The 26,255-nt window shown below is 60.4% G+C and carries 28 protein-coding genes; 23 read left to right on the forward strand and 5 right to left on the reverse strand.

The genetic code is table 11. The features are described from left to right. The first annotated feature begins 158 nt into the window (after positions 1-158). From fliD to AC1Q64_RS17690, 3 genes are all read left to right on the forward strand, one after another. Positions 159-1,592: a flagellar filament capping protein FliD gene (fliD, locus tag AC1Q64_RS17680; protein WP_492252226.1), complete on the forward strand. Its 1,434-nt coding sequence runs from the start codon at positions 159-161 to the stop codon at positions 1,590-1,592. 65 nt (positions 1,593-1,657) lie between these two features. Next, complete coding sequence (gene fliS, locus AC1Q64_RS17685) at positions 1,658-2,107, forward strand: flagellar export chaperone FliS (protein WP_492252227.1); 450 nt, start codon at positions 1,658-1,660, stop codon at positions 2,105-2,107. Positions 2,108-2,109: 2 nt separating this feature from the next. Further along, a complete protein-coding gene (locus tag AC1Q64_RS17690) occupies positions 2,110-2,409 on the forward strand; it encodes a flagellar protein FliT (RefSeq protein ID WP_007860919.1) in 300 nt (99 codons plus the stop codon). A gap of 331 nt (positions 2,410-2,740) precedes the next feature. On the opposite strand, the gene fliE is transcribed toward AC1Q64_RS17690, so the two are convergent. Then, positions 2,741-3,052: a flagellar hook-basal body complex protein FliE gene (gene fliE, locus AC1Q64_RS17695; protein ID WP_056065729.1), complete on the reverse strand. Its 312-nt coding sequence runs from the start codon at positions 3,050-3,052 to the stop codon at positions 2,741-2,743. A 176-nt stretch (positions 3,053-3,228) separates the two neighbouring features. Here fliE and fliF point away from each other — a divergent pair, with 176 nt between their 5' ends. The 13 genes from fliF to fliR all read left to right on the forward strand — a co-directional run bounded on the left by fliF (position 3,229) and on the right by fliR (position 14,434). Continuing rightward, positions 3,229-4,920 carry a flagellar basal-body MS-ring/collar protein FliF gene (gene fliF, locus AC1Q64_RS17700; protein ID WP_291435176.1) on the forward strand — a complete coding sequence of 564 codons (1,692 nt, stop codon included), beginning with the start codon at positions 3,229-3,231 and terminating at the stop codon, positions 4,918-4,920. 24 nt (positions 4,921-4,944) lie between these two features. Then, on the forward strand, positions 4,945-5,940 hold the full coding sequence (fliG, locus tag AC1Q64_RS17705; protein WP_056065732.1) for a flagellar motor switch protein FliG: 996 nt from the start codon (positions 4,945-4,947) through the stop codon (positions 5,938-5,940). Then, positions 5,924-6,661, forward strand: a complete 738-nt coding sequence (locus AC1Q64_RS17710; RefSeq protein ID WP_492252228.1) for a FliH/SctL family protein — start codon at positions 5,924-5,926, stop codon at positions 6,659-6,661. The genes fliG and AC1Q64_RS17710 overlap by 17 nt, the downstream gene beginning before the upstream one ends. Beyond that, the gene (gene fliI, locus AC1Q64_RS17715; protein WP_291435216.1) at positions 6,651-8,045 is read left to right on the forward strand and encodes a flagellar protein export ATPase FliI; all 1,395 of its coding nucleotides are present in this window, start codon (positions 6,651-6,653) and stop codon (positions 8,043-8,045) included. Before AC1Q64_RS17710 ends, fliI begins: the two co-directional genes overlap by 11 nt. A 21-nt stretch (positions 8,046-8,066) precedes the next feature. Next, positions 8,067-8,516 carry a flagellar export protein FliJ gene (locus AC1Q64_RS17720; RefSeq protein ID WP_291435181.1) on the forward strand — a complete coding sequence of 150 codons (450 nt, stop codon included), beginning with the start codon at positions 8,067-8,069 and terminating at the stop codon, positions 8,514-8,516. Between the two features lie 905 nt (positions 8,517-9,421). Then, on the forward strand, positions 9,422-9,850 hold the full coding sequence (locus tag AC1Q64_RS17725) for a flagellar hook-length control protein FliK (protein WP_492252229.1): 429 nt from the start codon (positions 9,422-9,424) through the stop codon (positions 9,848-9,850). 195 nt (positions 9,851-10,045) lie between these two features. After that, the gene (locus tag AC1Q64_RS17730; protein WP_291435185.1) at positions 10,046-10,642 is read left to right on the forward strand and encodes a flagellar basal body-associated FliL family protein; all 597 of its coding nucleotides are present in this window, start codon (positions 10,046-10,048) and stop codon (positions 10,640-10,642) included. Positions 10,643-10,664: 22 nt separating this feature from the next. Then, positions 10,665-11,669: a flagellar motor switch protein FliM gene (gene fliM / locus AC1Q64_RS17735; protein WP_291435187.1), complete on the forward strand. Its 1,005-nt coding sequence runs from the start codon at positions 10,665-10,667 to the stop codon at positions 11,667-11,669. Then, complete coding sequence (gene fliN / locus AC1Q64_RS17740; RefSeq protein WP_492252230.1) at positions 11,659-12,099, forward strand: flagellar motor switch protein FliN; 441 nt, start codon at positions 11,659-11,661, stop codon at positions 12,097-12,099. The genes fliM and fliN overlap by 11 nt, the downstream gene beginning before the upstream one ends. 7 nt (positions 12,100-12,106) lie before the next feature. Continuing rightward, on the forward strand, positions 12,107-12,472 hold the full coding sequence (locus AC1Q64_RS17745; protein WP_291435191.1) for a FliO/MopB family protein: 366 nt from the start codon (positions 12,107-12,109) through the stop codon (positions 12,470-12,472). A 34-nt stretch (positions 12,473-12,506) separates the two neighbouring features. Continuing rightward, positions 12,507-13,256: a flagellar type III secretion system pore protein FliP gene (gene fliP / locus AC1Q64_RS17750; protein WP_291435218.1), complete on the forward strand. Its 750-nt coding sequence runs from the start codon at positions 12,507-12,509 to the stop codon at positions 13,254-13,256. A gap of 11 nt (positions 13,257-13,267) precedes the next feature. Further along, entirely contained in the window at positions 13,268-13,537 is a 270-nt protein-coding gene (gene fliQ / locus AC1Q64_RS17755) for a flagellar biosynthesis protein FliQ (RefSeq protein ID WP_015015801.1), read from the forward strand. Between the two features lie 126 nt (positions 13,538-13,663). Then, complete coding sequence (gene fliR, locus AC1Q64_RS17760; protein WP_291435196.1) at positions 13,664-14,434, forward strand: flagellar biosynthetic protein FliR; 771 nt, start codon at positions 13,664-13,666, stop codon at positions 14,432-14,434. Between the two features lie 9 nt (positions 14,435-14,443). Here fliR and AC1Q64_RS17765 read toward each other — a convergent pair whose 3' ends face one another. Beyond that, a complete protein-coding gene (locus AC1Q64_RS17765) occupies positions 14,444-15,073 on the reverse strand; it encodes a response regulator (RefSeq protein ID WP_492252231.1) in 630 nt (209 codons plus the stop codon). After that, positions 15,070-16,179 carry a hybrid sensor histidine kinase/response regulator gene (locus AC1Q64_RS17770; RefSeq protein WP_291435220.1) on the reverse strand — a complete coding sequence of 370 codons (1,110 nt, stop codon included), beginning with the start codon at positions 16,177-16,179 and terminating at the stop codon, positions 15,070-15,072. Before AC1Q64_RS17770 ends, AC1Q64_RS17765 begins: the two co-directional genes overlap by 4 nt. 188 nt (positions 16,180-16,367) lie before the next feature. Between AC1Q64_RS17770 and AC1Q64_RS17775 the strand changes: the two genes are divergently transcribed. The 7 genes from AC1Q64_RS17775 (at position 16,368) to AC1Q64_RS17805 (ending at position 22,857) form a co-directional block, all read left to right on the forward strand. Then, positions 16,368-16,814, forward strand: a complete 447-nt coding sequence (locus AC1Q64_RS17775; protein WP_056065760.1) for a hypothetical protein — start codon at positions 16,368-16,370, stop codon at positions 16,812-16,814. 49 nt (positions 16,815-16,863) lie between these two features. Continuing rightward, positions 16,864-17,226, forward strand: a complete 363-nt coding sequence (locus AC1Q64_RS17780; protein ID WP_015015796.1) for a response regulator — start codon at positions 16,864-16,866, stop codon at positions 17,224-17,226. A 40-nt stretch (positions 17,227-17,266) separates the two neighbouring features. Then, entirely contained in the window at positions 17,267-19,408 is a 2,142-nt protein-coding gene (locus tag AC1Q64_RS17785; RefSeq protein WP_291435201.1) for a chemotaxis protein CheW, read from the forward strand. 54 nt (positions 19,409-19,462) lie between these two features. After that, complete coding sequence (locus AC1Q64_RS17790) at positions 19,463-19,951, forward strand: chemotaxis protein CheW (RefSeq protein ID WP_492252232.1); 489 nt, start codon at positions 19,463-19,465, stop codon at positions 19,949-19,951. A 104-nt stretch (positions 19,952-20,055) separates the two neighbouring features. Further along, positions 20,056-20,961: a CheR family methyltransferase gene (locus AC1Q64_RS17795; RefSeq protein WP_492252240.1), complete on the forward strand. Its 906-nt coding sequence runs from the start codon at positions 20,056-20,058 to the stop codon at positions 20,959-20,961. Between the two features lie 30 nt (positions 20,962-20,991). Beyond that, positions 20,992-21,741: a chemoreceptor glutamine deamidase CheD gene (cheD, locus tag AC1Q64_RS17800; protein ID WP_291435207.1), complete on the forward strand. Its 750-nt coding sequence runs from the start codon at positions 20,992-20,994 to the stop codon at positions 21,739-21,741. Positions 21,742-21,756: 15 nt separating this feature from the next. Then, the gene (locus AC1Q64_RS17805) at positions 21,757-22,857 is read left to right on the forward strand and encodes a protein-glutamate methylesterase/protein-glutamine glutaminase (protein WP_291435209.1); all 1,101 of its coding nucleotides are present in this window, start codon (positions 21,757-21,759) and stop codon (positions 22,855-22,857) included. Between the two features lie 80 nt (positions 22,858-22,937). On the opposite strand, the gene AC1Q64_RS17810 is transcribed toward AC1Q64_RS17805, so the two are convergent. After that, positions 22,938-24,839, reverse strand: coding sequence for an ATP-binding cassette domain-containing protein (locus tag AC1Q64_RS17810; protein ID WP_291435212.1), 1,902 nt, complete (start codon positions 24,837-24,839; stop codon positions 22,938-22,940). Between the two features lie 127 nt (positions 24,840-24,966). Continuing rightward, positions 24,967-26,064 carry a bifunctional diaminohydroxyphosphoribosylaminopyrimidine deaminase/5-amino-6-(5-phosphoribosylamino)uracil reductase RibD gene (gene ribD / locus AC1Q64_RS17815; protein WP_492252233.1) on the reverse strand — a complete coding sequence of 366 codons (1,098 nt, stop codon included), beginning with the start codon at positions 26,062-26,064 and terminating at the stop codon, positions 24,967-24,969. Positions 26,065-26,255 lie beyond the last annotated feature (191 nt).

Here is a 26,255-nt window from a genome sequence, read left to right on the forward strand (position 1 = left end):
GAACCTCAGGCGGCGGCAGATTTCTGTCGCCGCCCTTTGGCTTTTTGGAAGGCGGGTGCCAGGACCGCTGGATAAGACGGGTTTCCTGGCGTGTTTACGGACGTTCTTGATCGCCGTTCGGCGCCATAATTTCCGTTGGACCAGTTCAGGAGGTTTGTATGGCAACCATTTCATCCCCAGGTGTCGGCACGAATGGACTTGATGTCAAAAGCATCATCTCCCAGCTCGTCGCTCTGGAAAAAAAGCCCCTGGACACGCTCAAGCTGCAGGCGGCCACAGTCAACACCAAGATTTCCGCCTTTGGACAGATCAAGTCCTTGGTATCTACGCTGCAGGACGCAGCGGGCAAGCTCACCAGCGTGACCGGTTGGAATGGTGTGGCTACCGCGTCATCCGACTCAAAATATGTTTCCGCCACTGCCGTTGGGGGCACGCTGCCCACAACGTTCAGTGTGGAGGTCCAAAGCCTTGCCAAGGCGCAGGCCACGGCGTCGGCAGCATTGCTGCCTGTAGGTGGTGCGCTTGGGGCTGGCACGCTGCGCCTCGAACTGGGCAAATGGAGTGTCGCACCCGCGTCGTTCACGCCTGGCAGCGGCCAGCCCGTCGATATCGCCATCAGCGCGAGCGACAAGCTGTCGGACGTGGCCAGCAAGATCAATGGCGCCAATGCTGGGGTAACGGCGTCGGTACTCAGTGATGCTTCGGGTGAGCGCTTGCTGCTGCGCAGTAAGAGCACTGGTGAAGAATTCGGGTTTCGCCTGAGCGTGATGGAAGGCGCTGATACGGATCCCCAGAGTGCGGGCAACACCGACGCCACTGGCCTGTCGCGCCTGGTCAACGGCTCCACGGTCACGCAGGCGGCCGCCAATGCCAAGGCCACGGTCAACGGTATTGCCGTGTCTTCGGCAACCAACACGTTTGCGTCCACGATCTCGGGCGTGACTTTCAAGGCTGAACAGGTGACGACTGCGCCTATTGAAGTCACGGTGAGCAAAGATAATTCTGCGATCCAGTCCAACATTGATGGATTCGTGAAAGCCTACAACGCCATCAACCAACTGTTGCAGGATGCCACCAAGTACGACGCTGCCACCAAGTCGGCGGGGTTGTTGCAGGGCGATTCAACGGCCGTGGCCCTGCAAAGCTCCCTGCGCAACGCCATCCAATCGGTCACCACAGGGGGCGGGGCCTTTCAGCGGCTGGCGGACATTGGTATTACTCAACAGTTGGGTGGTGATCTGGCGGTCGACTCCACCAAGCTCAACAAAGCCCTGTCCGAAAATCCTGATGATGTGAAGAACCTGTTCCGGAGCACGGGAGGTGGTTCTGCCGACGGCATTGCTGTGCAACTGAAGGCGCTGACGACCAACCTTCTGTCGAATGACGGTTTTTTCAAATCCAAGGATGCCACCTTGCAGTTGAGTCTGAAGCGCAACAGCCAAGACCAGACGCGGGTGAATGAGAAGGTCGATGCATTTGAAAAGCGCATCACGCAGCGCTACAACGCGCTGGATACCCAGTTGAGCAGTTTGAATGGCCTGAACGCGTACATCGCCCAGCAGGTCACTGCTTGGAACAAATCAAACGGTTAATCAGGGGCTTTAGTTTTTCTGGCGCTAGCCGATAACTTGAGTAATACCTCGGAAGGATTGTCAGCATGTTCAGCGCCTACAGCCCCCGTGCAGCCAACGCTTACCAGCGCATCAACGTAGAGACCAGCATGCACACGATCGACCAGCATCAGCTGGTCAGCCTGTTGTATGAAGGTGTTCTCAACTCCATTGCCACAGCACGCGGCTCTATGGCTCGCGGTGATGTGCTCGGCAAGGTCAATGCCATTTCCAAGGCCATCCGAATTCTGGAAGAGGGGTTGAGCACCTCGCTCGACAAGGTCGATGGCGGTGAACTGGCGGAGAACCTGGGTGCGCTTTATGACTACTGCATCCACCGCCTTACTCTGGCCAATGCCCGCAACGACGACGCCATGATGCAAGAAGTCATGCGCCTGATCGAGCCCGTGGCCACCGGGTGGAATGAAATCAAAAAATTGGGTACCAGTGCTGCCGAAGCATCGTCCTCGGGCCAGCCCGTGCTGGTGGAGGCATGATCATGTCCCACATGCTGATTGACTATTACAAGGCGATTGAAGACAGCAGCGCCAAGATGCTGGAAGCTGCCAAGCTGAAGGACTGGGACGGTGTGGTGCGCTACGAAGGCGCCTGTGCCGTGCTGATTGAGCAGCTGCGCTTCAAGTCGCAAGAGCACGAGTTGCTGCCCGAGCACCGCCGTGAAAAGACCCGCATCATGCAGCGCATCTTGCGCAACGATGCGCAGATCCGCTGCCTGGCAGAGCCCTGGCTTGCGCAGTTCGAGCATCTGTTCGAGGGGCAGCCCCAGATGATGCACTGAGTGCGGGCAGTGCAACGCTCCTGGGCTGCTGCTGTGTGTGGCAGTGGCCTAGCGGTTAAGGGTGGTTGCTTGTTAGGGCTTGGATTGTCGGTTGAGCGGAGCACTGCGGTGATGGGCGGTACCGTCCAGTGGGATGCCAAAGTGCGCGGTACTGAACCTGTCGCCACTTCGACCGCCAAGCGCCTCTGTATCAAAAAATGCACTAAATGTGCCTGAAGCGCTAGTGCAGCATGTCCTTGCTGCTATCGAAAATATAGTTTCTTGTGTTGGCACAGCGCAGCGCCACACAGCTGCCCCGTTGAGAACGGGGCCTTCATACTTCGCCAGCAGCTCACACCTGCATGTTCATGATGTCGGTGTACGCCTGCACCATGCGATTGCGCACGTGCAGTGTGGCTTGAAAGCCGATTTGCGCTTTCTGAATGGCCACCATGGTTTCCTCCAGGCTCACGGAGGGGTTCTCCATTTGCACCTCCTTCTGCATTTCGGAGGACTTGTTCTGCGCGGCACTCACTGACTGTAGTGCGCCCTTGAGCGCGCCGGAGAAACCGACTTCATTGCCCGTGGTTTGCGGCGCTGCAGCACGGCGCGCCACGCCAGCGCCCGTGAGCGGGGCGGTTGAGCTGGAGATGCGAAGGTCCATGGCGGTATCCGTAGGGGAATGGCGGTATGCTGCGTATCCTAGCTACCGGCCCGGGATTCATCGCTCTGAATAGATGGCCAAACGGATGGCTTATCCAGCGAACATTTTGGGGGGCGTGACCGAATAATCGAACCCACGCTAGGTCTGTTGCAGGGCCTGCTTTAATGGAAAGCAAGATGTCTGCTGTTGCTGAAGTCCCTCTCAATCCGCTACCGACGCCGGCCAGCCCCAACTGGCTGCAGCGGCTGTCCGCCCTTGACAGGGCGCAGCGCATGCGGCTGGGTGCGGGCGTGGCGCTGCTGGTGGCTGCTGCCGTTGCGGCCGTCGTGATGGGGCGCCAGCCCGACTACCGGGTGCTGTTTTCCAATCTGGGCGACAAGGATGGCGGGGCCGTGGTGGCCCAGTTGTCTCAAATGAATGTGCCCTACAAGTATTCGGAGGGCGGTGGCGCCATCCTGATTCCTGCCGAGCGCGTGCATGACGTGCGCCTGCGTCTGGCTACGCAGGGCCTCCCCAAAGGCTCCGTCGCGGGTTTCGAGCTGATGGAGTCCAACAAATTCGGGATGACGCAGTTCCAGGAGCGTCTGAACTTCCAGCGCGGGCTGGAGGGGGAGCTCACACGGTCCATCCAGGCCTTATCGTCCGTGCAAAGTGCCCGTGTGCACCTCGCGTTACCCAACCAGAACGGATTTTTCCGTGAGCAGCAAAAACCCTCAGCCTCGGTGCTGGTGAGTCTGCACCCCGGGCGCATCCTGGACCGCGCCCAACTCGCGGGCATCGTGCACCTGGTAGCTTCCAGCGTGCCAGAGCTGGCGCCGTCTGCCGTGAGTGTGCTGGATGACACGGGCAAGCTGCTCTCCCAATCGCCCGACAGCACGGCTGGTGCTGAAATCAATGCCCAGCAGCTTTTGTATGTGCAGCAACTGGAGCAGCAGTATTCGCGCCGCATCATGGACATTCTGGAGCCCGTGGTCGGCCGCGACAACGTCAAGGCACAGGTAACGGCCGAGGTGGATTTCTCGCAGACCGAGTCCACCTCCGAGCAATTCCGCCCCAACCAGACGCCAGACTCCAGCGCCGTGCGCAGCCAGCAGGTGCTGGAAAGCCGTGGCAGCGCAACGAAGACTGCGACGGGTGTGCCTGGTGCTGTCGCCAACCAGCCTCCAGCCCCGTCGGCAGCGCCCATCAACGGCGCCAACCCAGCGCCCAACGCGGGCGGCCAGCAGGGTACCGAGGAGCAGACCAATAAGCGTGAGTCCACCACCAATTACGAAGTGGACAAGACGGTGAAGGTGGTCCGCGGCAGCTCGGGAGCCGTCAAGCGGCTAAGTGCTGCTGTGGTGGTCAATTACCAGTCTGCAGAAGACAAGGGCAAGACCGTGACCAAGGCACTCACCCCCGAGCAGATTGAGCAGATGACCGCACTGGTGCGCGAGACCATTGGCTTCAATCGTGAGCGCGGTGATTCAGTCAACTTGATGAACACACCGTTCCAGGTCACTGCGGTGCCCACCACCGATATTCCACTTTGGAAGCAGCCTGAAGTGATGGACCTGGCCAAGACCTTTGCCTGGCCCGTGGGAGCCGTTCTGTTTGCCGCCCTGGTTCTGATGGGCTTGGTGCGTCCCGCGCTGAAGGGCCCCAAGATTGTGAAGACTGAGGCGCTGTCTGTAGCCGGTGGCCAGCTGGATGCCCTGGAGGCCGAGACCCCCGAGCGCCCGGCCCTTGCGGGTCCTGGCAAGAAGGACGAAATGCTGCCAGCCACACCGGAGCAGCTGCGGCTGGAGGAGGCGCGGGTGCTTGCGAAGGAGAACCCGGTGGCTGTAGCCAATATTCTCAAGACTTGGTTGAACGGCGAGCCCGTCTAGCCACCGATTGCACGGATGACGACCATGGACGACCAAGGACTTCACGATGCCGCCATCATGCTGATGTCTCTCGGCGAAGAAGAGGCGGCGGAAGTGTTCAAGCATTTTTCGCCCAAAGAGGTGCAGAAGCTGGGCGAGACCATCGCGCGCATGCGCTCGGTATCGCGCGAAAAGGTGGACGAGGTCATCAACAAGTTCTCCAACGCGGCTGCAGCCCAAAGCCTGCTGGTGTCCGATACCGGCAACTACGTGCGCGCCGTGCTCAAGCGTGCCCTGGGCGATGACAAGGCCGGCCTGCTGATCGACCGGATCTTGCAAGGGGGGGATGTCTCGGGCATCGAGAGCCTCAAGTGGATGGATCCGCTATCAGTGGCCGAACTTTTGCGTAACGAGCACCCGCAGATCGTTGCTGCCATCCTGGTGCATCTGGACAGTGACCAGGCGTCGGGCATTCTCATGCACCTGACCGACCGTCAGCGCAGCGAAATCCTGTTGCGCGTGGCTACGCTCGAAGGCATCCAGCCCACGGCCCTCAAGGACCTAAACGAAGTGCTTTTCAAGGTGCTGGCGGGCGGGGACAAGATCCGCAAGAGTTCGCTGGGCGGCGTCAAGGCTGCCGCAGAGATCATCAACTTGCTGGGCGGCAACATGGACGCTGTGGTGCTCGAATCCATCCGGGGCTACGACCCCGACCTGGCGCAGAAGATCATGGACAAGATGTTCGTGTTCGAGGACGTTCTCAAGCTCGACGACAAGGCCATTCAAACGGTACTTAAGGAAGTGGCATCCGAAACCCTCATCGTGGCCCTTAAAGGAGCGGTTCCCGAACTGCGGGAAAAATTCCTCTCCAACATGTCTTCGCGTGCTGCCGACGCGCTGCGCGAAGACCTCGAATCGCGCGGCCCGATGCGGCTGTCTGAGGTCGAGGCGCAGCAGAAGGAAATCCTCAAGACAGTGCGTCGCCTGTCTGACGAAGGCCAGATCGTGATCGGAGGCGGTGGTGATGATGCCTTCGTCTAACCAGCGGTCTTATTCGCGGTTCATTCCCAGCGAGGAGGTCGGTGACTTCAAACAATGGAAGTTTGCGGCAGTAGACGGATCCGACCTGGTGGAGCCTGATTCCGAGCCTGAGCCCGTGGCGGAGCTACCTGCCGAGTTGGATGAGGCGGCACAGCAGGCGCTTTTCCAGCAGGCCTGCGACGATGCGTATGCAGAAGGCTTTGCCCAAGGGCAGGCGCAGACCGCTCTGGAGTGGCAGCGCCGCATGGATGAATACATTGCCCAGCAGGGGCAAGAGGCGGCGCAGCGCCTGCAGAGCGTGCTGCAGACGTTGGACGCGAGCCTGATCGACATGCAGCAGCAGATGGCCCAGCAGGTGCTCGAGCTGGCGTGCGACATCGCGCGCCAAGTGGTGCGCCAAGAGCTGTCGGTCAACCCCAATGCCCTGCTGCCTGTGGTGCGGGAAGCCGTTGGCATGCTGGTGAGCGAGGGGCGTCCAGCTACCGTGCGGCTCAATCCGGTGGACATGGAGGCCATGGCCGTGCCTCTGCGCGAGGAGATCAACGCGCCCGGTGTGCAGTGGATGGCTGATGCCGCTGTGCCTGCGGGGGGCTGCTTGGTGGAGTCTGCGGGCACGGTCGTCGATGGCAGCATCGACAAGCGATGGCAGCGTGTCATTGCGTCGCTGGGGCTGCAGTCGCCCTGGGACGACGGGGAGCGCGGGGATGGCGATGACCGTTGACACAGCTTCTGCCTGGACCCGGTTCATGGACGACGCGCGCGAGCGCGTGGCCGAAGGTGCGCCGCTGGAGACGCGCGGTACGCTCACCCGGCTGACGGGCCTGGTGCTGGAGGCGGTGGGCATCCGCGTACCTGTGGGCTCGCAATGCATGGTGCAAATGCCGGGGCACGCACCGGTGTTGGCTGAGGTTGTGGGGTTTTCTGCCGACCGTGCATTTTTAATGCCGGCTGGCGACATCCATGGGCTGTCCAGTGGCGCCAGCGTGGTGCCAGCTGCGCCCTATGTCCCCATGCCCCGCTTGGGCGAACCTCCTCGGCCCGTGCAACGCGCCGGAGTGCTGCGTTTGCCGATGGGCGACGGATTGCTGGGGCGTGTGGTGGATGCCCAGGGCCTGCCTCTCGACCATGGCGGGCCGGTGCAGGACGTGGTGTCTGAACCCATGGGGCGGCGGCAGATCAATGCCATGGACCGGGACCCGGTGCGCGAGCCCTTGGATACCGGTGTGCGCGCCATCAATGCCTTGCTGACCGTAGGGCGTGGTCAGCGGCTGGGGCTGTTTGCGGGCTCTGGGGTGGGCAAGAGTGTGCTGCTGGGCATGATGGCCCGCTATACCCGGGCCGATGTGATCGTGGTGGGGCTCATTGGCGAGCGGGGGCGCGAGGTCAAGGAGTTTGTGGAAGACATCCTGGGAGAGGAAGGCCGTGCGCGGTCGGTGGTGGTGGCGGCTCCCGCTGACGCGCCGCCCTTGTTGCGCATGCAGGGCGCGGCCTATGCCACGGCGGTAGCCGAACATTTCCGCGACAAGGGTCAGCATGTGCTGCTGCTCATGGATTCACTCACCCGATACGCAATGGCGCAACGGGAAATCGCCTTGGCCATCGGCGAGCCGCCTGCGACCAAGGGGTATCCGCCGTCATGTTTTGCCAAACTTCCACAGCTGGTCGAGCGCAGCGGCAATGGCCTGCATGGTGTGGGCTCCATCACTGCGTTCTATACCGTGCTGTCGGAGGGCGATGATCAGCAGGATCCGATCGCGGATGCCGCGCGCGCCATTTTGGACGGGCACATTGTGTTGTCACGCGCCTTGGCAGAGACCGGGCACTTCCCGGCCATCGATATTGAGCAATCGGCATCGCGGGTGATGCACAACGTGGTGTCGCGTGGGCATTTTGACCTGGCGCGGCGGTTTCGCGCAGTGTATTCACGTTACCAGAAGAGCCGGGACCTGGTGCAGGTGGGGGCGTACATGAGCGGCTCTGACCCCGCGTTGGACGAGGCGATCCGCTTGCAGCCGCAGATGGCGGGTTTTCTGCAGCAGGACATGTTCGAGGCAGCCTCCATGGACCACTGCGTAGCCGCCATGGCGGCGGTGCTGGACCATTGACGGACGACAGGGTAAGTCGTCATGTCCAACCTCAACGCCCTCTCTGTCGCAGTCGAAGTGGCCTCCCGCAAGCGGGATGACGCCCGCAAGGTGCTGCAGGACACCCTGGCTGCCGAGCAGGCGGCGCGCGCGCAGCTCGGTCAGCTGGAAGACTACGCCCGTGAAACCGAGTCCCGTTGGGGAGTGAAGGCCAACACAGCCATGCAGCCCGAAGTGATGTACCACCACTACCAGTTCATGGACAGGCTGGGTCATGCAGCCAGCATCCAGACCGGTGTGGTGGGAGACCAGTCTGCGCGGGTGCAGGCTGCCCAGCGCGCTTTGCTGGATGCAGAGCTGCGTTTGGCGAGTTTGCGCAAGGTGGTAGACAAGCGGCGCAACGACCTGGCCCGGCAGCAACAGCGCAGGGACCAGAAACAGACCGATGAACGCGCCGCGCTGCAGTATCGCAACGCGGGCCAGGAGAATTGAACATGGAACCCACCAAAGTAGCTTCCTCCCAGGGCACCCAGCCAGCCCACACGACGCGCAGCAAGGCAGCGTCCCAGCCTGCTGCCGTAGACGCTAGCGATCCTGCGGCTGGAGGAGGGTTTTTGGCGCTGCTGGCGGCGTTGGGGGGCGGGGCTGAGGAGGAGGGCGTATTGAGCTCCGTAGGAACAGATGTTCTCGCCGCGGACGGCTTTCCTGACGTCGGGTCCACGGCTGTAGATGTCTCGGCGGTGGCAGCATGGCAAGGGTTGTTGGGCATGGTGCCCGCCGATGGCGCTCCTCCAGCCGCCGCCGGCACGGACGGAGGTGCCCGCCTGACCGCCGCCTTCGGTGCGGGGGGAGTGCCGTCGCCAGCAGGTTTGGGGGTCGAGTGGACGCCATTTGGCCGTCCCCAAGGCTTGGTAGCAGAGACGGCGATGTTGGACTCTGCTGCAGACCTGAAGGACGCGCAGCCTTTGAGCGCGACGTCAACGGCTGGTCGCACCTTCTCTCGGTTGCAGAGCGTTGCGGCGCCCCGTCCTGGGCTTTCAGGCTCGGGAGATGCCGGCGTGGGTCAAGGCGCGCTGGGTGGGGTGAAACCACACTTATCGGGACACTTATCGACGGCCGCTACGCTCTCACAGGCGGTGTCCGAGCGCGCTGCCCAGGCCTCATTGACGGGGGCACAACCTTCCGAACGCGCGGGTGGGCCATCCTCAATATCTGCTGGTGTCGAAGGTGTCACGCCTGTTGCTGATGGTTTGTTGGTCGCTGCTGCTTCGGCGCACGCGCCGGAGTTCTCCGCTGGTGGGCGTTCTAACGGTGAGAACTCAGGAAATGGGGGCTCATGGTCTGAGAGCGCATCGGGCGCATCGCCAGTAGAGGCAGGCAATTTCGCCGATGCAGCGGTGTTGGCGGATCCTAACGCTTTGGGCGCAGAGGAGCAGGTGGCTGAGCAGGTGGCCTACTGGGTGAACCAGAAGACTCAGAACGCGGAATTGACGCTGCAGCGCGATGGTCAGCCGGTGGAAGTGTCGGTGTCTCTGTCGGGCAATGAAGCGCATGTGTCGTTTCGCAGTGACCAGCAGCAGACGCGGGAGCTGCTGGACCAGAGCATGGCGCAGTTGAGCGATTTGTTGCGCAGCGAGGGCTTGGTGTTGTCAGGCATGTCGGTGGGTACATCGGCGCGCGACAGCGCGGGTGGTGGCGAGGAAAGGCAGCAGCGTCCCCAGAGTGGTGCGCGCCAGGCGCGGGTGGTATCTGCTGCCCCCGCAGGCAGTGCGTTGCTGGCGCGCGGTGGTGGGGCCACGGACCGCGCTGTGGATGTCTTCGTCTGATTGTGCGAGGGTGATGTGGACGGTCCTCAGTTCTGTTCACATCCAGCAGTGCAGGCGAGCGCGGTGAATGCCATGGTTTTGGGCTTTTATTCTGGCTATTATTGGTTGCACCCCCGACCCATAATGGGCTATCCGGTTGTGCTCGCACTTTGATAGCGCCAGTGCCGCCTGTCCCCTACCGCAAGGAATTCCATCGTGTCAGCCAATACTCCCGCAGCAGCCGCGCCCGCCAAAAGCAAGAAGATGCTGTTGATCATCATCGGCGTGGTGGTGGCGGTGTTGGTGATCGGAGGTGGTGCGGCAGCGTGGTTCATCTCCAGTCGGTCGCATGCCGCTGAGGACGAAGAGGGTGGCGGTGCACCTGCTGCACACAAGGAGGCTCCGAAAGTCGCCCCCACATTCCTGCCCATGGAAAACATGGTGGTCAATCTGGCCGATCCGGGTGGTGACCGCTTTGCGCAGATTGGCATTACGTTGGAGCTGGAAGACGCTAAGACGGCAGAACAGGTCAAGCAGTACCTGCCGTCGATTCGCAGTGGCATTCTGATGCTGGTGTCGCAACGCACGTCCACTGAGCTGCTGCAGCGCGAGGGCAAGGAAAAGCTGGCCACTGATGTCTTGCGCGAGGTCTCGCGACCTCTGGGCTACTCGGTGCCCTCAGAGCGTGAGCGCGCAAAGGCTGCGGCTGCCGCTGAGCAGGACGGAGATGCAGAGGAACGCCCCGCCGCGCGCAAGCGCACAGAGCGCAATCCGGTGCGCAAGGTGCTCTTTTCGAGCTTCATCATCCAATGAGCCAGCCGGGTAAGGACCAGCCATGAGCGATTCATTTCTTTCGCAGGAAGAGGTTGATGCCCTTCTGGAAGGGGTCACTGGCGAGAGCCAGAAGTCCGTCGAGGAAGTGGCCGAGGCGGGGTCGGTACGCAATTACGACATTTCCAGCCAGGAGCGCATTGTCCGTGGCCGCATGCCGACGATGGAAATCGTCAACGAGCGGTTTGCGCGCAACTTCCGTATCGGGCTATTCAATTTCATCCGCCGCAGCCCCGAAATTTCGGTGGGTACTGTGTCGGTGCAACGCTACAGCGCTTTTCTGCGAGAGCTGGCGGTGCCTACGAATTTCAACATCGTGGCGATTCGTCCGTTGCGGGGCAGCGGACTAATTGTTTGCGAGCCGTCGCTGGTCTTCGGCATCATTGACACCTTGTATGGCGGAGTCGGCAAGTTCCAGACCCGCATTGAGGGTCGTGATTTTTCGCCCACCGAGCAGCGCGTCATCAACCGGCTTGTGGATGTGATTTGCGCGGAGTACAAGAAGGCGTGGCAAGGGATCTATCCGCTGGAACTGGAATACCAGCGCTCGGAAATGCAACCCCAGTTTGCCAATATAGCTACACCCAGCGAGATCGTGGTGTCCACCGCCTTCCAGCTGGAAATTGGCGACCTTTCAGGCGCCATCCACGTCTGCATGCCCTATGCAACGCTGGAGCCGATCCGCGATGTTTTGTATTCGTCCACGCAGGGCGACTCCATTGAGGTGGACCGCCGCTGGGTGAACGTGCTCAAGCGCGAAATCCAGTCCGCAGAAGTCACGCTGGTGGCGGAGCTGGCGAAGGCCGATGCCACCGTGGAGCAACTGCTGGCCATGAAACCGGGTGACTTCATCGAACTGGACCGTGAGCCCCGCATTCGTGCATCGATCGGAGGGGTTCCAATTTTTGAATGCCAGTATGGAACCCACAATTCCAAGTACGCCATCCGCATTGAAGAGTGCCTGCGCACTTCGGACATGAGCTGGCTGGGAGAGAAGAATGGCAACTGAAGAAGACAACAAGGACGCAGGCGCGGACGACCCGTTTGCGGGTTGGGCCGAGGCGCTCGAAGAGCAGAAGCGGACGGACGACAAGCCGGCGGACGCAGAGCAGGGGGGGCCGCTTTCCGGCGAGCCTGTGCGCCCATTTTCCGGCGCTGCGGGTGGCGATACCGTCAACGACATCAACATGGTGCTGGATATTCCAGTGCAGCTGTCGGTGGAGTTGGGGCGCACCAAGGTGCCCATTAAGTACATTCTTCAGCTAGCGCAAGGCTCGGTGGTAGAGCTTGATGCACTGGCTGGCGAGCCCATGGACGTGCTGGTCAATGGATACCTCATCGCCCAAGGCGAAGTGGTGGTGGTCAATGACAAGTTCGGTATCCGCCTGACCGATGTGGTCACGCCGTCGGAACGTTTGCGCCGGGTGAGTCGTGGATAGTGGGAGCATGACGCAGACACTGCTCGTCGTGGTGCTTTTTGTTGGCGCCATGGCGTTGCTTCCGTGGGCTGTGCGGCGCTTGCAGCAGCGTCAGTCCGCGGGGGCGCTGGCGGTCGGGGCAGCGTCACGTGTGGTGTCGGCAGTGGCCGTCGGACCTCAGCAGCGGGTAGTAACGGTGGAAGTCGGACCTGAAAATGCACGTACTTGGTTGGTGCTGGGTGTCACCGCGCAACAGGTCAGCTGCCTGCACGTGCTGCCAGTGGTGGTCAAAGGGGCTGGTGATTCGGTGAATGCTCCACTTGCACCAGGGCCATCGTTTGCTCAGGAGATGCGAACTGCGGCCGCTGATTCTGGAAAGTCCGCGCATGTCTGAACGTGCCCCCTTACTTGCAAGGCGTGGCGTGCGGATGGCGGGGCGTGCGTGGCCGTGGGCCGTTGCCGTGGCGGCCGTATTGGCGCAGAGCTCTGCTTGGGCCCAAAGCGCAGGCGCGCTGCCTCTGGTAGTGGGCAGTGGGCCATCTGGCGCAAGCTACTCGGTGCCGATTCAGACCTTGCTGTTCTTCACGGCGCTGTCGTTTTTGCCCGCAGTTCTGCTGATGATGACGGGCTTTACCCGCATCGTGATCGTTTTGTCCTTGCTGCGTCAGGCCTTGGGGACACAGTCGGCACCGCCCAACCAGGTCATCATCGGTCTGTCGTTGTTCTTGACCTTTTTTGTCATGGGCCCGACGCTGGATCGTGTGTACCAGGACGCTTACGTTCCCTACACCAACAACACGATCAGCTTCGAACAGGCGCTGGACAGGGCGGAGGCGCCCATGCGCAGCTTCATGCTCAAGCAGACGCGGCAATCTGACTTTGCGCTTTTTTCAAGATTGGCACGTCTTGACCCCAAAGTGACGGCCGAGACGGCACCCATCCGTGTGCTGGTGCCTGCCTTTGTGACCAGCGAGCTCAAGTCGGCGTTCCAGATCGGGTTCATGATCTTCATCCCGTTTCTCGTTATCGATATGGTGGTGTCCAGCATCCTGATGTCGCTGGGCATGATGATGTTGTCGCCGGTGTTGGTGGCATTGCCGTTCAAGCTCATGCTGTTTGTGCTGGCAGATGGCTGGAATCTGCTGATCGGATCACTGGCCGCCAGCTTTGTCACCTGAAGGATTCCCCCATGACTTCACAAATGGTGCTGACCATTGGACGTGATGCCCTCACCTTGCTGCTGATGATTTCCATGCCTGTGCTGGGGGTGGTCATGGCGGTGGGGTTGTTGGTCAGTATTTTTCAGGCTGTCACGCAGATCCATGAAGCAACGCTGGCTTTTGTGCCCAAGCTGATTGCCGCCATGGTGGTGTTTGCGATTGCGGGGCCTTGGATGCTCAGTACCCTGGTGGACTTCATTCGCAGGACGATCGAATCGATACCCTCGATGATTGGGTAGTGCCATGCCAATATGGGCATCTGGTTGCCTGACGACAATGTTGGGCCGCTTGCGCCAGCGACCATCACATGGGGCACTTGCTCTGTTTCCGTCGAGGCGCCCCAGCTATGTCACCGGAGGGGGAGCGTGATTACTTTCTCCGAGGCACAGATCATGGCGTGGCTGTCTCCCATCCTGTGGCCTTTTTTGCGCGTCCTAGCCTTGTTCTCCGTGGCTCCGGTGTTCTCCATGCGCGTTGTGCCCATGCGCGTCAAGATCGGCCTCGCGTTCTTGGTGGCTTTGTGTGCGCAAGGTGTGCTGGGCGAGCAGCCTGTCATCAGCGTGAACGGCCGTGAGGCCCTGGGCACGGTGGCGCAGCAAGTGGCTGTAGGGCTGGCGATTGGCTTTTCGGTTCGCCTTGTGTTCACTGCTGTCGAGCTGGCTGGTGAAATCATTGGGCTGCAGATGGGGCTCAACTTTGCTTCATTTTTTGATCCCACCTCCAACGGGCAGATCAGCGCTGTGGCCCGTTTCTTTGGCCACATGTCCATGCTGCTCTTCATTGTCATCAATGGCCATTTGTTGATATTGATGGCCGTGATCAAGAGTTTTGACCGCTTTCCTGTCGATGGCAATTTTCTGCAGGCGCTGGGGCAGATGCGGTTGTATGAGCTGGGTGCTTCCCTCTTTTCCAGCGCGCTCTGGATTGCCATGCCCATGATTGCGCTGCTGCTCTTTGTCAACTTGACCATGGGCATCATCTCGCGCGTGGCACCGCAAATGAATATCTATGCGGTGGGTTTCCCGGTCACGCTCACGGTGGGGATGTTAGGTATAGCAGCCACATTGCCGATGCTGGAACAGCCAGTGCTGGCGTTGATGCAGCAAGCCGTGGATCTGTTCTCTGTCGGCAGGTAGGACCACTGGCTACACCAGCTGGTTGCGGATCGCGTAAACGGTCAGTTCGGCGTTGTTCGAAAGCTTCAGTTTTTCAAGAACCCGTGAGCGGTACACACTCACAGTTTTGGGGCTCAGCATCAATTCATCGGCAATGTCCGATAGGCGTCGGCCCGAGGCAATCTTGACCAGGGTTTGCAGTTCGCGTTCGGAAAGCGCTGCATGGGGCACCTCCGGCGTGGGCTGGGCCAAGCTGTCCGCCAGCATCTGGGCCACTTCGGCGGTAAGGTACTTGCGCCCCTGCATCACCGTGCGTACTGCCGCAATCAGCTCAACCGGGTCGCCAGCCTTGTTAGCGTAGCCTTGGGCTCCCGCCTTGAGGCAGCGCAGTGCATATTGATCCTCGGGGTACATCGAAACCACCAGCACCTTGATGGTCGAGTGGGTCTCGCGCAGGCTGGCGAGTACTTCCAGGCCGCTGCGTCCAGGCATGTTCATGTCCAGCAGCAGCACATCACAGGCGGCCGTGCGCAGAACATCGCGCAGCTCAGAATACCCGCCCGCTTCGCCGGTCACCTGAATGTCCGGGGCTTCGGCGAGTGTGTCGCGAATGCCGCGCCGCAATACGGCATGGTCGTCGCACAAGACGACATGGATCACTGGGCATCTCCTGGAGCGGATGTGGAAGGAGATGGTAGCGGGACGGACAGGATGACCGATGTGCCCTGACCTGGGCGACTGCTGATGTCCAGCCATCCCCCTACTGTTCGTGCTCGCTCTTGAAGGCCTTTGAGGCCAAAGGCCTTGGGTTTGTCGCGAACTGTCGCATTCATGCCACGGCCATTGTCAGCGACCTCCAGGGTCAATACCCCTTCTTTGTCAGACAGTTCAATGTCTACCTTGCTGGGCTGTGCATGCTTGGAGATATTGGTCAATGCTTCCTGGGCGGTTCGGTACGCCACCAGTTGAATGTCGGTGGGTGTATCCATGGTTTCGCTACTGCTCTGCAGCCTCGTGGGGATACCGGTCCTGCGCTCAAAGCCCGTAGCCAGCCACTGGACAGCCGCCACCAGCCCTTGTTCCAGGATGGGTGGGCGTAGGTTCATCATGATGCGCTGGCTGGCGCCAATCGCATGTTGCAGCATGTCCACCGCCGATGTGGCGTGTTCCTGCATGGCCGGATCGGTACTGTGTCGCCCGATCCAGGCTACATCAAAGCGCACTGCGGTCAGGGCGCCACCAATGTCGTCGTGGATCTCGCGGGCGATGGCGGCACGCTCTTGCTCAATGGAGGTCTGCAGGTGCTCGGCCAATTCGGCCAAGCGACGCTGTGATGTAGCTAACTCGGCAATGGCCTGCTCGCGCGCGTTGCGTGCCTCGTGGACCTCCAGAGTCCGTGCTATCACATGGGGCAGGCGCTGGATGTCGTCTTTAAGCAGATAGTCCGCCACCCCGAGCCGCATGGCGTCTACTGCTGCAGGTTCGCCGATGGCGCCCGAAAGCAGCACAAAGGGTGGGTGATGCGGTTTTTGCGCCACATGGGCCCACGCATCCAATGCGGTAAAGCCGGGCAGGCGGTAATCTGCAAGGATGATGTCAAAGCTGCCGCTGTCCGTCAGTCTTTGAAATTCTGAAAGGGTATCCACCCGCTGGAGGTGGCAATGGAGCCCGGATCGACGCAAGGCGCGTGCTGCCAGTTCGTGATCGGCCGGTGAATCTTCAAGATGCAGGATTTCAAGGGTCTGGTCTGATGTTGCAGGGCCCATAGGAGCGCTATCATAGGATACAAATTGGAACAAACAAGGGTGTTTGTCCGGTTGGGATGGTTTGTGCGTCAGCGTCCAATGGGCGCGGATGCTCCGGTTTGCTCGGGGGCCTTGGCAGGTTACTGATGCATGTATCGTAGTCCTGTGTATTTGCGTGTTTTGCTGCTACGTGCTGCGATGGAGAAACGATGCAATCTACGCTAACAACGCCTGGAGGACCTGCTGTCCAGGTTCCCGTCATGGTGGCGGCAGAGCTGCAGGACTCCTTGCTGGTCGTGATGCACGACTTGCACCGCTTGGAAGGCTTGCTGAACCACGCCACCGACAATCTGCTGGAGCGGTTTGGCGAGGCGAACGCCATGTTGACAGATGCCGTGGTGGCGGACTCGCCAGAGCTGGTGGCTGCGCGTACGGCGCTGCGCAGCGCTGTGACTGAGCTGCAGTTCCAGGACATGGCCTCCCAATTGATATGGCATACCACCAAGGTGCTGCAGGGCTGTGCCTTCCGACTGGCTTCGGAAGCCATGGGGCATGAAGAAGGTGAAGATGCGGCGCCCTTTGCGGAGATGGCGCCCGACAGGCCGAACCCTGTCACCCAAAGCGAGATGGATGCAGGTTCTGTGGACCTGTTTTGACGTTCACATCACTGGTTACCTTATATATTCAAGTCAGTTGGAGCCATACATGCAATCGATCCTTGCCGTTGATGATTCACCTTCCATGCGCAAAATGGTGTCGTTCACTCTCACCGGTGCCGGCTACCACGTCGTGGAGGCAGTGGACGGGCAAGATGCCCTCGAAAAAGCCGAGACACACAACATTGACCTGGTGCTGGCAGACCAGAACATGCCGCGCCTGGACGGCATTGGCCTGACTCGCAAACTGCGCGAGCACCCTAAGTTCAAAACGATCCCTATCCTCATCCTCACGACTGAGTCGAGCGATCAGATGAAGCAGGCCGGACGCACTGCAGGTGCCACAGGGTGGTTGGTAAAGCCTTTTGATCCGAATCGCCTGATCGAAGTCATCCAGAAAGTGATCCGCTGAGCCGGGTTGACTGAGACCATTTAGTACACAGGAGCCCACCATGGCGGAAACCTACCAAGAAGGATCGGGTGCAGGCGCTGACTTCGATCTCAGCCAGTTCTATCAGATCTTTTTCGAGGAAGCGGGTGAGAACCTCGACCAGATGGAGCAGATGCTCCTGAATCTGGACCTGAGCAGTGCCAACGACGAAGAGCTTAACGGCATCTTCCGTTGCGCTCACTCGATCAAGGGAGGCTCTGCCACCTTCGGATTTTCTGATGTGGCCGAGCTGACCCATCAGATGGAGTCTCTGCTCGACCGCCTGCGCCGCCACGAGCTGCAACCAATCCCTCAGATGGTGGACGTTCTGCTGGAGTCTGCTGATGCTTCTCGTAGCCTGCTGGCGCGCCATCAGGCTGGTGGCCAGGGCGAGGCGGTCTCCACCACCTCCTTGGTTCGGCGCATCAGTGACTTGGCGGCAGGCTTGGTGCCCAGCGATGCTGCACCTGTGGTCGCTGCACCGCCTCCTCCAGCCCCCGCGCCGGTGGCGGCGGCTCCAGCTCCGGCGCCCAAGCCTTCTCCAGCTGTGTCAGGCCAGGCGCGGCAGTTGGAAATCCAGATTGGTCCTCTGGACCGCCCCGAGCAAGCCGATGCGATCAAGGAGTTGTTCCGTGATATTCCCGGCTTGGGGGCGATCCGCGATGTGCAGGGCAGCCAAGCCAATACGCGCGTCTTTGCAGTGGAAACGACCTCCACCAACGACGATTTGCTGGACCTGTTTGCCTTCCATGTTTCCAAGGAGCAGGTGCTGATTCGTGATGCAGCTGCTTCGAGCGACGCAGCTGCCGCAGGTACCGATGATGAGGCTGTGGTTGCCGTGGATGCTGCGGGGGGCGAAGCGCCTTACGGATTCTTCAACGGTGCACCTGGCGCGCCACATGGCGAGGCAGCGGCAACTGCGCACGCGCCTGTACCGCAAGCTCCTAAAGCTGCGCCCAAGGCTGCTGCCGAGCCCAAGGTGGCGATTCAGGCTCAGATGGAGTCGACGACCATCCGTGTTGACGTGAAAAAGGTCGATCAACTGATCAATCTGGTGGGTGAATTGGTGATCACCCAGGCCATGTTGGCGCAGAACAGCCGTGGGCTTGATGCCGGTGCATACCAGCAGTTGCTGGCCGGGCTGGCGGACCTGGATCGCAACACACGCGACCTGCAAGAGTCCGTGATGTCGATCCGCATGATTCCGATGTCCATCGTTTTCAGCCGCTTCCCGCGCATGCTGCGAGACCTGGCGAACAAGCTGGGCAAGAAGGTGGAGCTGGTGACTTTGGGTGAGGCCACCGAACTGGATAAGGGACTGGTCGAAAAGATCACCGACCCGCTGACCCACCTGGTGCGCAATAGCTGCGACCACGGCATTGAAATGCCTGCTGACCGGCTTGCCAAGGGCAAATCCGAACACGGCACCATCACGCTGTCGGCGTCGCACCAAGGCGGCTCGATCGTGATCGAGGTGCGCGATGATGGCCGTGGTCTGTCGCGCGAGAAAATCCTCAGCAAGGCCCAAGAGCGGGGCATTGAGGTGTCGGAGCAGATGAGTGATGCTGACGTCTGGCAGCTGATTTTTGCCCCTGGCTTCTCCACTGCGGACGAGGTGACCGATGTGTCTGGCCGCGGTGTCGGCATGGATGTGGTCAAGCGCAATATCGCAGCGCTCAATGGCTCGGTAGAGATCGATTCTGCAGAAGGCTACGGCATGAAGGTGTCCGTGCGGCTGCCACTGACGCTCGCCATCATGGACGGCATGTCGGTGGGCGTGGGCGAGGAAGTTTATATCCTTCCCCTGTCTTCGGTGGTGGAATCGTTCCAGGTCAATGCGGATGATGTCAGCACCGTGGCGCAAGGCTCTCAGCTGGTCAAGGTGCGTGACGAATACATGCCAGTCATCGCGCTGGAGAAGATCTTCCAGGTTCCGCGCTTCGACCTGAACAAATCCAGCAACATCATGGTGGTGGTAGAGGCTGACGGCAGCCGCGTGGCACTGCTGGTGGATGAATTGCTCGGCCAGCATCAGGTGGTCGTAAAGAACCTGGAATCGAACTACCGCAAGGTGCCCAACGTGTCGGGCGCCACCATTTTGGGTGACGGCACCGTGGCCTTGATTTTGGACACGGGTGGCTTGGTGCGCCGGGCGCGCCACTAGATACAGGTGCGGGCGCTCCGGAAGCGCTGCGCCGTCATGAAAGGAGAATGCACTATGAGTGTGATCGGTAAAACTGCAGACGTTGCACCCACAGGGGCGCGTGAATATCTAACGTTCCGCCTCGACCAGGAAGAGTACGGCATTGACATCCTGAAAGTGCAGGAAATCCGGGGTTACGAGCCGCCTACACGCATTGCAAACGCACCGGACTTCATCAAGGGCGTGGTCAATTTGCGCGGCACGATTGTTCCCATCGTGGACATGCGCATCAAGTTCAACTGCGCGCAGGCGGACTACAACAGTTTCACGGTTGTCATCATCCTCAACCTGCGCAACCGTGTGGTGGGCATCGTGGTGGACTCCGTGAGCGATGTGATGGAGCTGACACCAGAAAGCATCCGGTCGGCGCCCGATATCGAGAGTGCCATCGATAACAGCTGCATTTTGGGCCTAGGGTCTGTGGGCGAACGCATGTTGATCTTGCTTGATATTGAAAAGCTCATGTCCAGCGTAGACATGGGCCTGGTGACCGCCAACGAATAAGGCGCAGCAGTCAGCAGCCAGTGGTGGCGCAGGCACATGTCAGGCTGTGAGTATTGCTTGCAGACCTTTTGGAGCGAACAGGACTTCCCCCTCGGACGATCAATATGGCCCAAACCACCAGTGCTTCGGCGTCAGTCCGGTCAGGCCCAGCCAGGGTAGATTCTGCTTACGTCGCAGCGGCAGCTCCTTCCGGCCCTTTGGCCCAAGGGCGTGAATTTGTCTGGACCAATGCAGACTTTGCCCGGGTTCAGTCCCTGATCTATCAGCGCGCTGGCATCAGCTTGCATGATGGCAAGCACGCCATGGTCTACAGCCGCCTATCGCGACGACTGCGCGACACTGGCCACACCAGCTTTCACGATTATCTGAGCTGGCTAGAGACCCACGATGGGCCGGAGTGGCAGGAGTTTGTGAACGCACTGACCACCAACCTCACGGCTTTTTTCCGTGAGCAGCATCATTTTGAAATTTTTGCGTCGCACCTGCGGTCCAAGCCATCGGCCAACTGGAGGGTTTGGTGCAACGCGGCGTCCACAGGCGAAGAGCCCTATTCCATCGTGATCACCGCGCTGGAGGCGCTGGGCGCCAATGCTTCTTTCAAGTTGACCGCCAGCGACATCGATTCGCGCGTGCTCGCCACAGCCGCGCAGGGCGTGTACCGGCTCGACAGTGTCAAGGGCTTGAGTCCTGAGCGCTTGCAGAAGTTCTTTCTCAAAGGCAAAGGTGGGAACGCGGGCATGGTCCGTGCCAAGCCTGAATTACGGCGCGCCATCGACTTTATGAGTGTGAATCTCATCCGCGACGATTGGCCGTTCAAGGAGCCTTTCGACGTGGTTTTCTGCCGAAATGTAATGATTTACTTTGATGCACCTACGCAGCGGCGCGTGCTCGAAAGAATCCACCGCGTGCTCAAGCCGGGTGGCATGTTGTTTGTGGGGCACGCCGAGAACTTCAGCGAGTCCAAAGACCTGTTCACCCTGCGTGGCAAGACGGTGTACGAGCGCCGCTGACCTGTCCATGTTGTCCTGCACATTGCACCCATGACCAACATTCAAACAGGTTCATCCCCTTCCAATGCTGCTGCTGTGCCCGGCAGTTCCGAAAGGCGCCGCGCTCCGCGTATTGCGCCGCTGAGCGCCGACATCTACACGCCAGGCAACGGTCCCGCACGGGAGTCGTCGCTGCAGGAGCTCAAGGCCCGCAGCCGCAAGCCAGGAGAGGCGTCGTTTTTTTACCTCGATCACCACTTCCAGCACAACGCGGTGAAGGTGCTGCCTGGCGAGTATTTTGTGGCGGATGAGAACATGGTCATCATGACCGTGCTCGGCTCGTGCATCGCCGCCTGCCTATGGGACAGCCGCGCGCGTGTCGGTGGCATGAATCATTTCATGCTGCCGGACGGCGATCTGGCGGACGCATCGGGGCGGTATGGCTCCTACGCGATGGAGCTGTTGATCAACGAAATGCTCAAGCTAGGCGCACGCCGTGAAACCATGCAGGCCAAGATTTTTGGTGGTGCTCAGGTCATGCACAACTTCACCACCATGAACGTGGGTGAGCGCAACACGAATTTTGTGTTGAACTACTTGCACACCGAGCGTATTCCGATCGTCTCCGAGGACGTGCTGGACATCTACCCGCGCAAGGTGGTTTTCTTTCCTGTGACGGGCAAGGCGATGGTAAAGCGGCTGGCACATGCTCATCCTGAAGCCCTGGTGGCCCAGGAGGTCCGTGGCAACGCAGCCACGGTGGCCAAGACCACATCGGGTGGTTCTGTGGATCTGTTTTGATAAAGGTTTGAGTTAATGAGCAGGAAAATCCGGGTGATCGTGGTGGACGATTCGGCGCTTGTCCGTAGTCTGCTATCCGAGATCATCAACCGCCAGCGCGACATGGAGTGCATTGGCACGGCCAACGACCCTCTGGTGGCGCGCGAGATGATTCGCGAACTGGATCCGGATGTCATCACCCTGGATGTCGAGATGCCGCGCATGGATGGCATTGATTTTCTGGGGCGCCTCATGCGTCTTCGGCCCACGCCGGTGGTGATGATCTCCACGCTGACCGAACGTGGAGCTGAAGTCACGATGAAGGCCCTGGAGTTGGGGGCGGTGGACTTTGTGGCCAAACCGCGCGTAGGGCTGGCCAGCGGGCTCAATGACCTGGCTACGCAGATTGTGGACAAGATCCGTGTTGCAGCCGTCGCGCAGGTGCGCCGCGCGCCAGCGCGCGACGCAGTAGCCAGCGGAGCGGGTGGCTCGGCCGCGCCCCATGCTGTGCCTGCAGCCGGTCTGCTTGGCCGTCTGTCCACGGAGAAACTCATCTGCATTGGTGCGTCGACGGGGGGCACAGAAGCCATCAAGGAGGTGCTGGTCCAGATGCCTGCGGACTCGCCGGCGATCGTGATCACCCAGCACATGCCCCCAGGGTTCACTACCAGTTTTGCTGCCCGCTTGAATGGGCTTTGCCAGATCACGGTCAAGGAGGCGGTGAATGGCGAGCGCATTTTGCCCGGCCACGCCTACATCGCGCCGGGCGGCACTCAGTTCCATGTAGCCCGCAGTGGAGCCAACTACGTGGCGGTGGTGGACGATGGTCCGCCAGTCAATCGTCACAAGCCCTCGGTCGAGGTGCTCTTCAAGTCTGCAGCGGCGGTTGTGGGACGCAATGCGTTCGGCATCATGCTCACAGGTATGGGCAACGACGGTGCAGTGGCCATGCGTGAGATGAAAGACGCGGGCAGCTACAACTACGTTCAGGATGAAGCGACTTGTATTGTGTTTGGCATGCCGCGGGAGGCCATCGCCCATGGCGCTGCCGATGAGGTGCTGCCGCTGGGGCAGATTGCCCCAGCGTTGATTGCTCGTTTGCGCGGAGCGACGGACCGCCTTCACCATCGCATTTGAGGGCTATCTCCGCATCCGGGGCGGGGCTGACTGTGCAATAGCCTTCCCTAGAAGTCCACGCTCGTGAGTGCGCTTGGCACCTATTCGGAAAGCGCCGTCCAACGTTCCAATGCCGTCATTAGCTCTTCATCGATGGCGGCGGCTCGGCTTGTCATGGCGGCTGCGCGGGTTGGGTCAGTGCCAAAGAGTGACCCGTCGGCCAGTGCATCCTGAAGGGTTTTCTGCTCAGACTCCAGTGCACTGATGAGGCTCGGCAGCTGATCCAGTTCACGCTGCTCCTTGTAGCTAAGTTTCTTTTTTGATAGCTGCGCAGGCTTATTGGATGTGCGCTCCGGCGTGTTTTGATCTGAAGTTTCTGGTGCAGGTGGTTTGGAGGACGTTGCTGCGGCAGCTTGCAGCGACCGACTGCGTTTGGATTGGAGCAGCCAGTCTTGCACGCCGCCTTCGTACTCGCGCCATAGGCCGTTGCCTTCAAAAGCGAGGGTGCTGGTCACCACGTTGTCGAGGAAGGTGCGGTCATGGCTGACCAGGAACACCGTGCCTTCGTAGTTTTCCAGCAATTCTTCCAGCAGGTCCAAGGTGTCGATGTCCAGGTCGTTGGTGGGTTCATCCAGCACCAGCACATTGGCCGGTCGGGCGAACAGCCGGGCGAGCAGCAGACGGTTGCGTTCGCCACCGGACAGTGATCGCACAGGCGAGTGCGCGCGCGCGGGGGAGAACAGAAAGTCGCTCAGATAGCTCTTGACGTGTTTGCGCTGATTGCCGATCTCGATCCATTCGCTGCCGGGGCTGATGAAGTCTTCCAGCGTGGCGTCGAGGTTGACGGCATGGCGCATCTGGTCAAAGTAGGCCACCTGCAGGTTCGCTCCCTGCCGGATGGTGCCTTTGTCGGCCTCTAGTTCTCCCAGGATCATCTTGAGCAGCGTGGTTTTGCCTGCGCCGTTCGGTCCGATCAGACCCACCTTGTCCCCGCGCAGTATTGTCCCGGAGAAGTTGTGCACGATGGTTTTGTCGCCGAAGGATTTACTCACCCCTTGCAGTTCCGCCACGATCTTGCCCTGGTAACCGTTGGAGCCTCCGGTGGCGACATCCATGCGCACACTGCCAACGACTTCGCGGCGAGCCTCCCGGCGGGCACGTAACTGTTCCAGACGGCTGATGCGGCTCTGGCTCCGGGTGCGGCGCGCTTCTACACCACGCCGTATCCACACTTCTTCTTGGGCTAGCAGCTTGTCGGCCTTGGCGGCAATTACTGCCTCTTGTGCCAACTGCTCCTCTTTCTGTATCTGATACTGGGCAAAGTTGCCCGGGTAGGAGCGCAACTGTCCTCGGTCTAGCTCCACGATGCGGGTGGCCACGCGGTCCAGGAAAGACCGATCATGGGTAATGGTTATGACGCTGCCCGGAAAGTCCAGCAGCAGGTCTTCGAGCCACTCGATGGAGTCCAGATCCAGGTGGTTGGTGGGTTCGTCCAGCAGCAGCACATCAGGGCGCGCTACCAGCGCTTGTGCCAGCGCCACGCGTTTTTTGGTACCCCCCGATAGTGTTCCGACCACGGCTTCGGGGTCCAGGTGCAATCTCTGCAGGGTTTCTTCTACGCGCTGCTCCCAGTTCCAAGCATCGTAGGCCTCGATTTCCGATTGCAGGGCATCCAGATCCAGCCCCTCCGCTCCCGAGAGGTACTGATCGCGGACGGCGATCACGCGTTGCAGGCCTTCGGACGCCGCCTTGAAAATGGTGGCGTTGGGGTCTAACGTCGGCTCCTGGGCGACGAAGGCAATGCGCACCCCTTGCTGAACTTGCAAGGAGCCGTCGTCTGGCTTGGCAAGTCCTCCCAAGATTTTGAGAAGGGACGATTTCCCCGCTCCATTGCGACCGATCAGGCCAACCCGCTCTGCGGTCTCCAGGGAAAAGCCGGCGTGATCCAGCAATGCAACATGCCCAAATGCGAGTTGGGCGTCCAGTAAGGTGATAAGTGCCATAGGGCGGGATTATCCGTGTCGCGCTCTAGCGGGCTTTTGCGCCAGCTATGCGATGGCGTCGCAGTTGAGGTTGCGGCATGCGCTTTGATGGCCGGAAAATCCCGCGACTGGGGCCACTGCGATTTCATCAGAACCTGTCTCGCCCCTGCAAGCGCGCAAGGATGCGCAGGTCTTCCCCGATCCGGTCTACCGAATGGAAGCTGAGAGTATGTGCTTCACAAAGTGTCGCCAAGGGAGCGATCTGGGCCAATCCCATGCCCTCGCCAATCAGCTTGGGGGCGAGATAGACCAGTAGCTCATCGACCAGTCCTTCGCGTAGCAGCGAACCATTGAGCTTGTATCCCGCTTCCACGTGCAGTTCATTGATCCCCCTGTGTCCAAGGTCTCGCACCATCGCAGGCAAATCCACCTTGCCAGCGCTGTTGGGCATGGTGATCACGGTGGCGCCCAGGGCTTCCAGCGCGCGGCGTTTCTCCTCATGTGCCACAGCTGAATAGATATAGACCGTGCGGTTTGCGGCGAAAATCAAAGCGTCCAAAGGTACCGCCAGTGCACTGTCTACCAAAACAAGGGTAGGCTGTCGGTCGGTGGGTACGCCTCGCACATCCAGTCGCGGGTTATCCGCAAGCACGGTCCCGATCCCAGTCAATAACGCGCAGGCTCTTGCGCGCCAGGCATGTCCGTCGGCTCGCGCAGCGGGCCCTGTGATCCATTGGCTTGCTCCGTTGGGCAATGCGGTCACACCGTCGAGTGAGGCGGCTGCTTTCATACGCACCCAGGGCGTTTTTCGAATCATGCGGCTGAAAAACCCCAGGTTCAGCTCCCTGGATGCTTCCGCTCCTTGCCCCACCTCTACGGCTACCCCCGCCGCACGCAGGCGCGCAAACCCATTGCCCGCCACTGCGGGGTTGGGGTCGGCAAGCGATGCGACGACCTTGGCGATACCAGCCTTAATGAGGGCATCGCAGCAAGGACCTGTACGCCCGTGGTGTGAGCAAGGTTCTAGAGTGACGTAGGCGGTAGCACCTTGAGGAGAATTGCCCCTCTGCTCTGCGTCGCGCAGAGCCATCACCTCCGCATGTGGTCCCCCTGCGCGCTGGGTAGACCCCTGGCCAATGATGGTGCCGTCGTTGTTGACGAGCACGCAACCCACCCGGGGGTTGGGGGAGGTGCGATACAGAGCCTCATGGGCGAGATCCAGTGCCGTCTTGGTGAAATCCGTCATGGTTTGTGTTGATGAAAGAGCGAAGGGGGCGAGTTGTCGTTGCGGCAGCTTACGCGACGGTGAATATGGGGCTGACTGCGAAACGCCGCCGGCGCCAGAGAGACGCGTGGCCCCCTGTTCCTTGATGCTTTGGAGGCGGCTGTTGCTGGATTGGGTGGCTGAGCGGTGGTGAGGATAAAGTCTGGGGTTTT

The sequence above is a fragment of the Acidovorax sp. GW835-FHT14G06 genome (assembly GCF_058793595.1).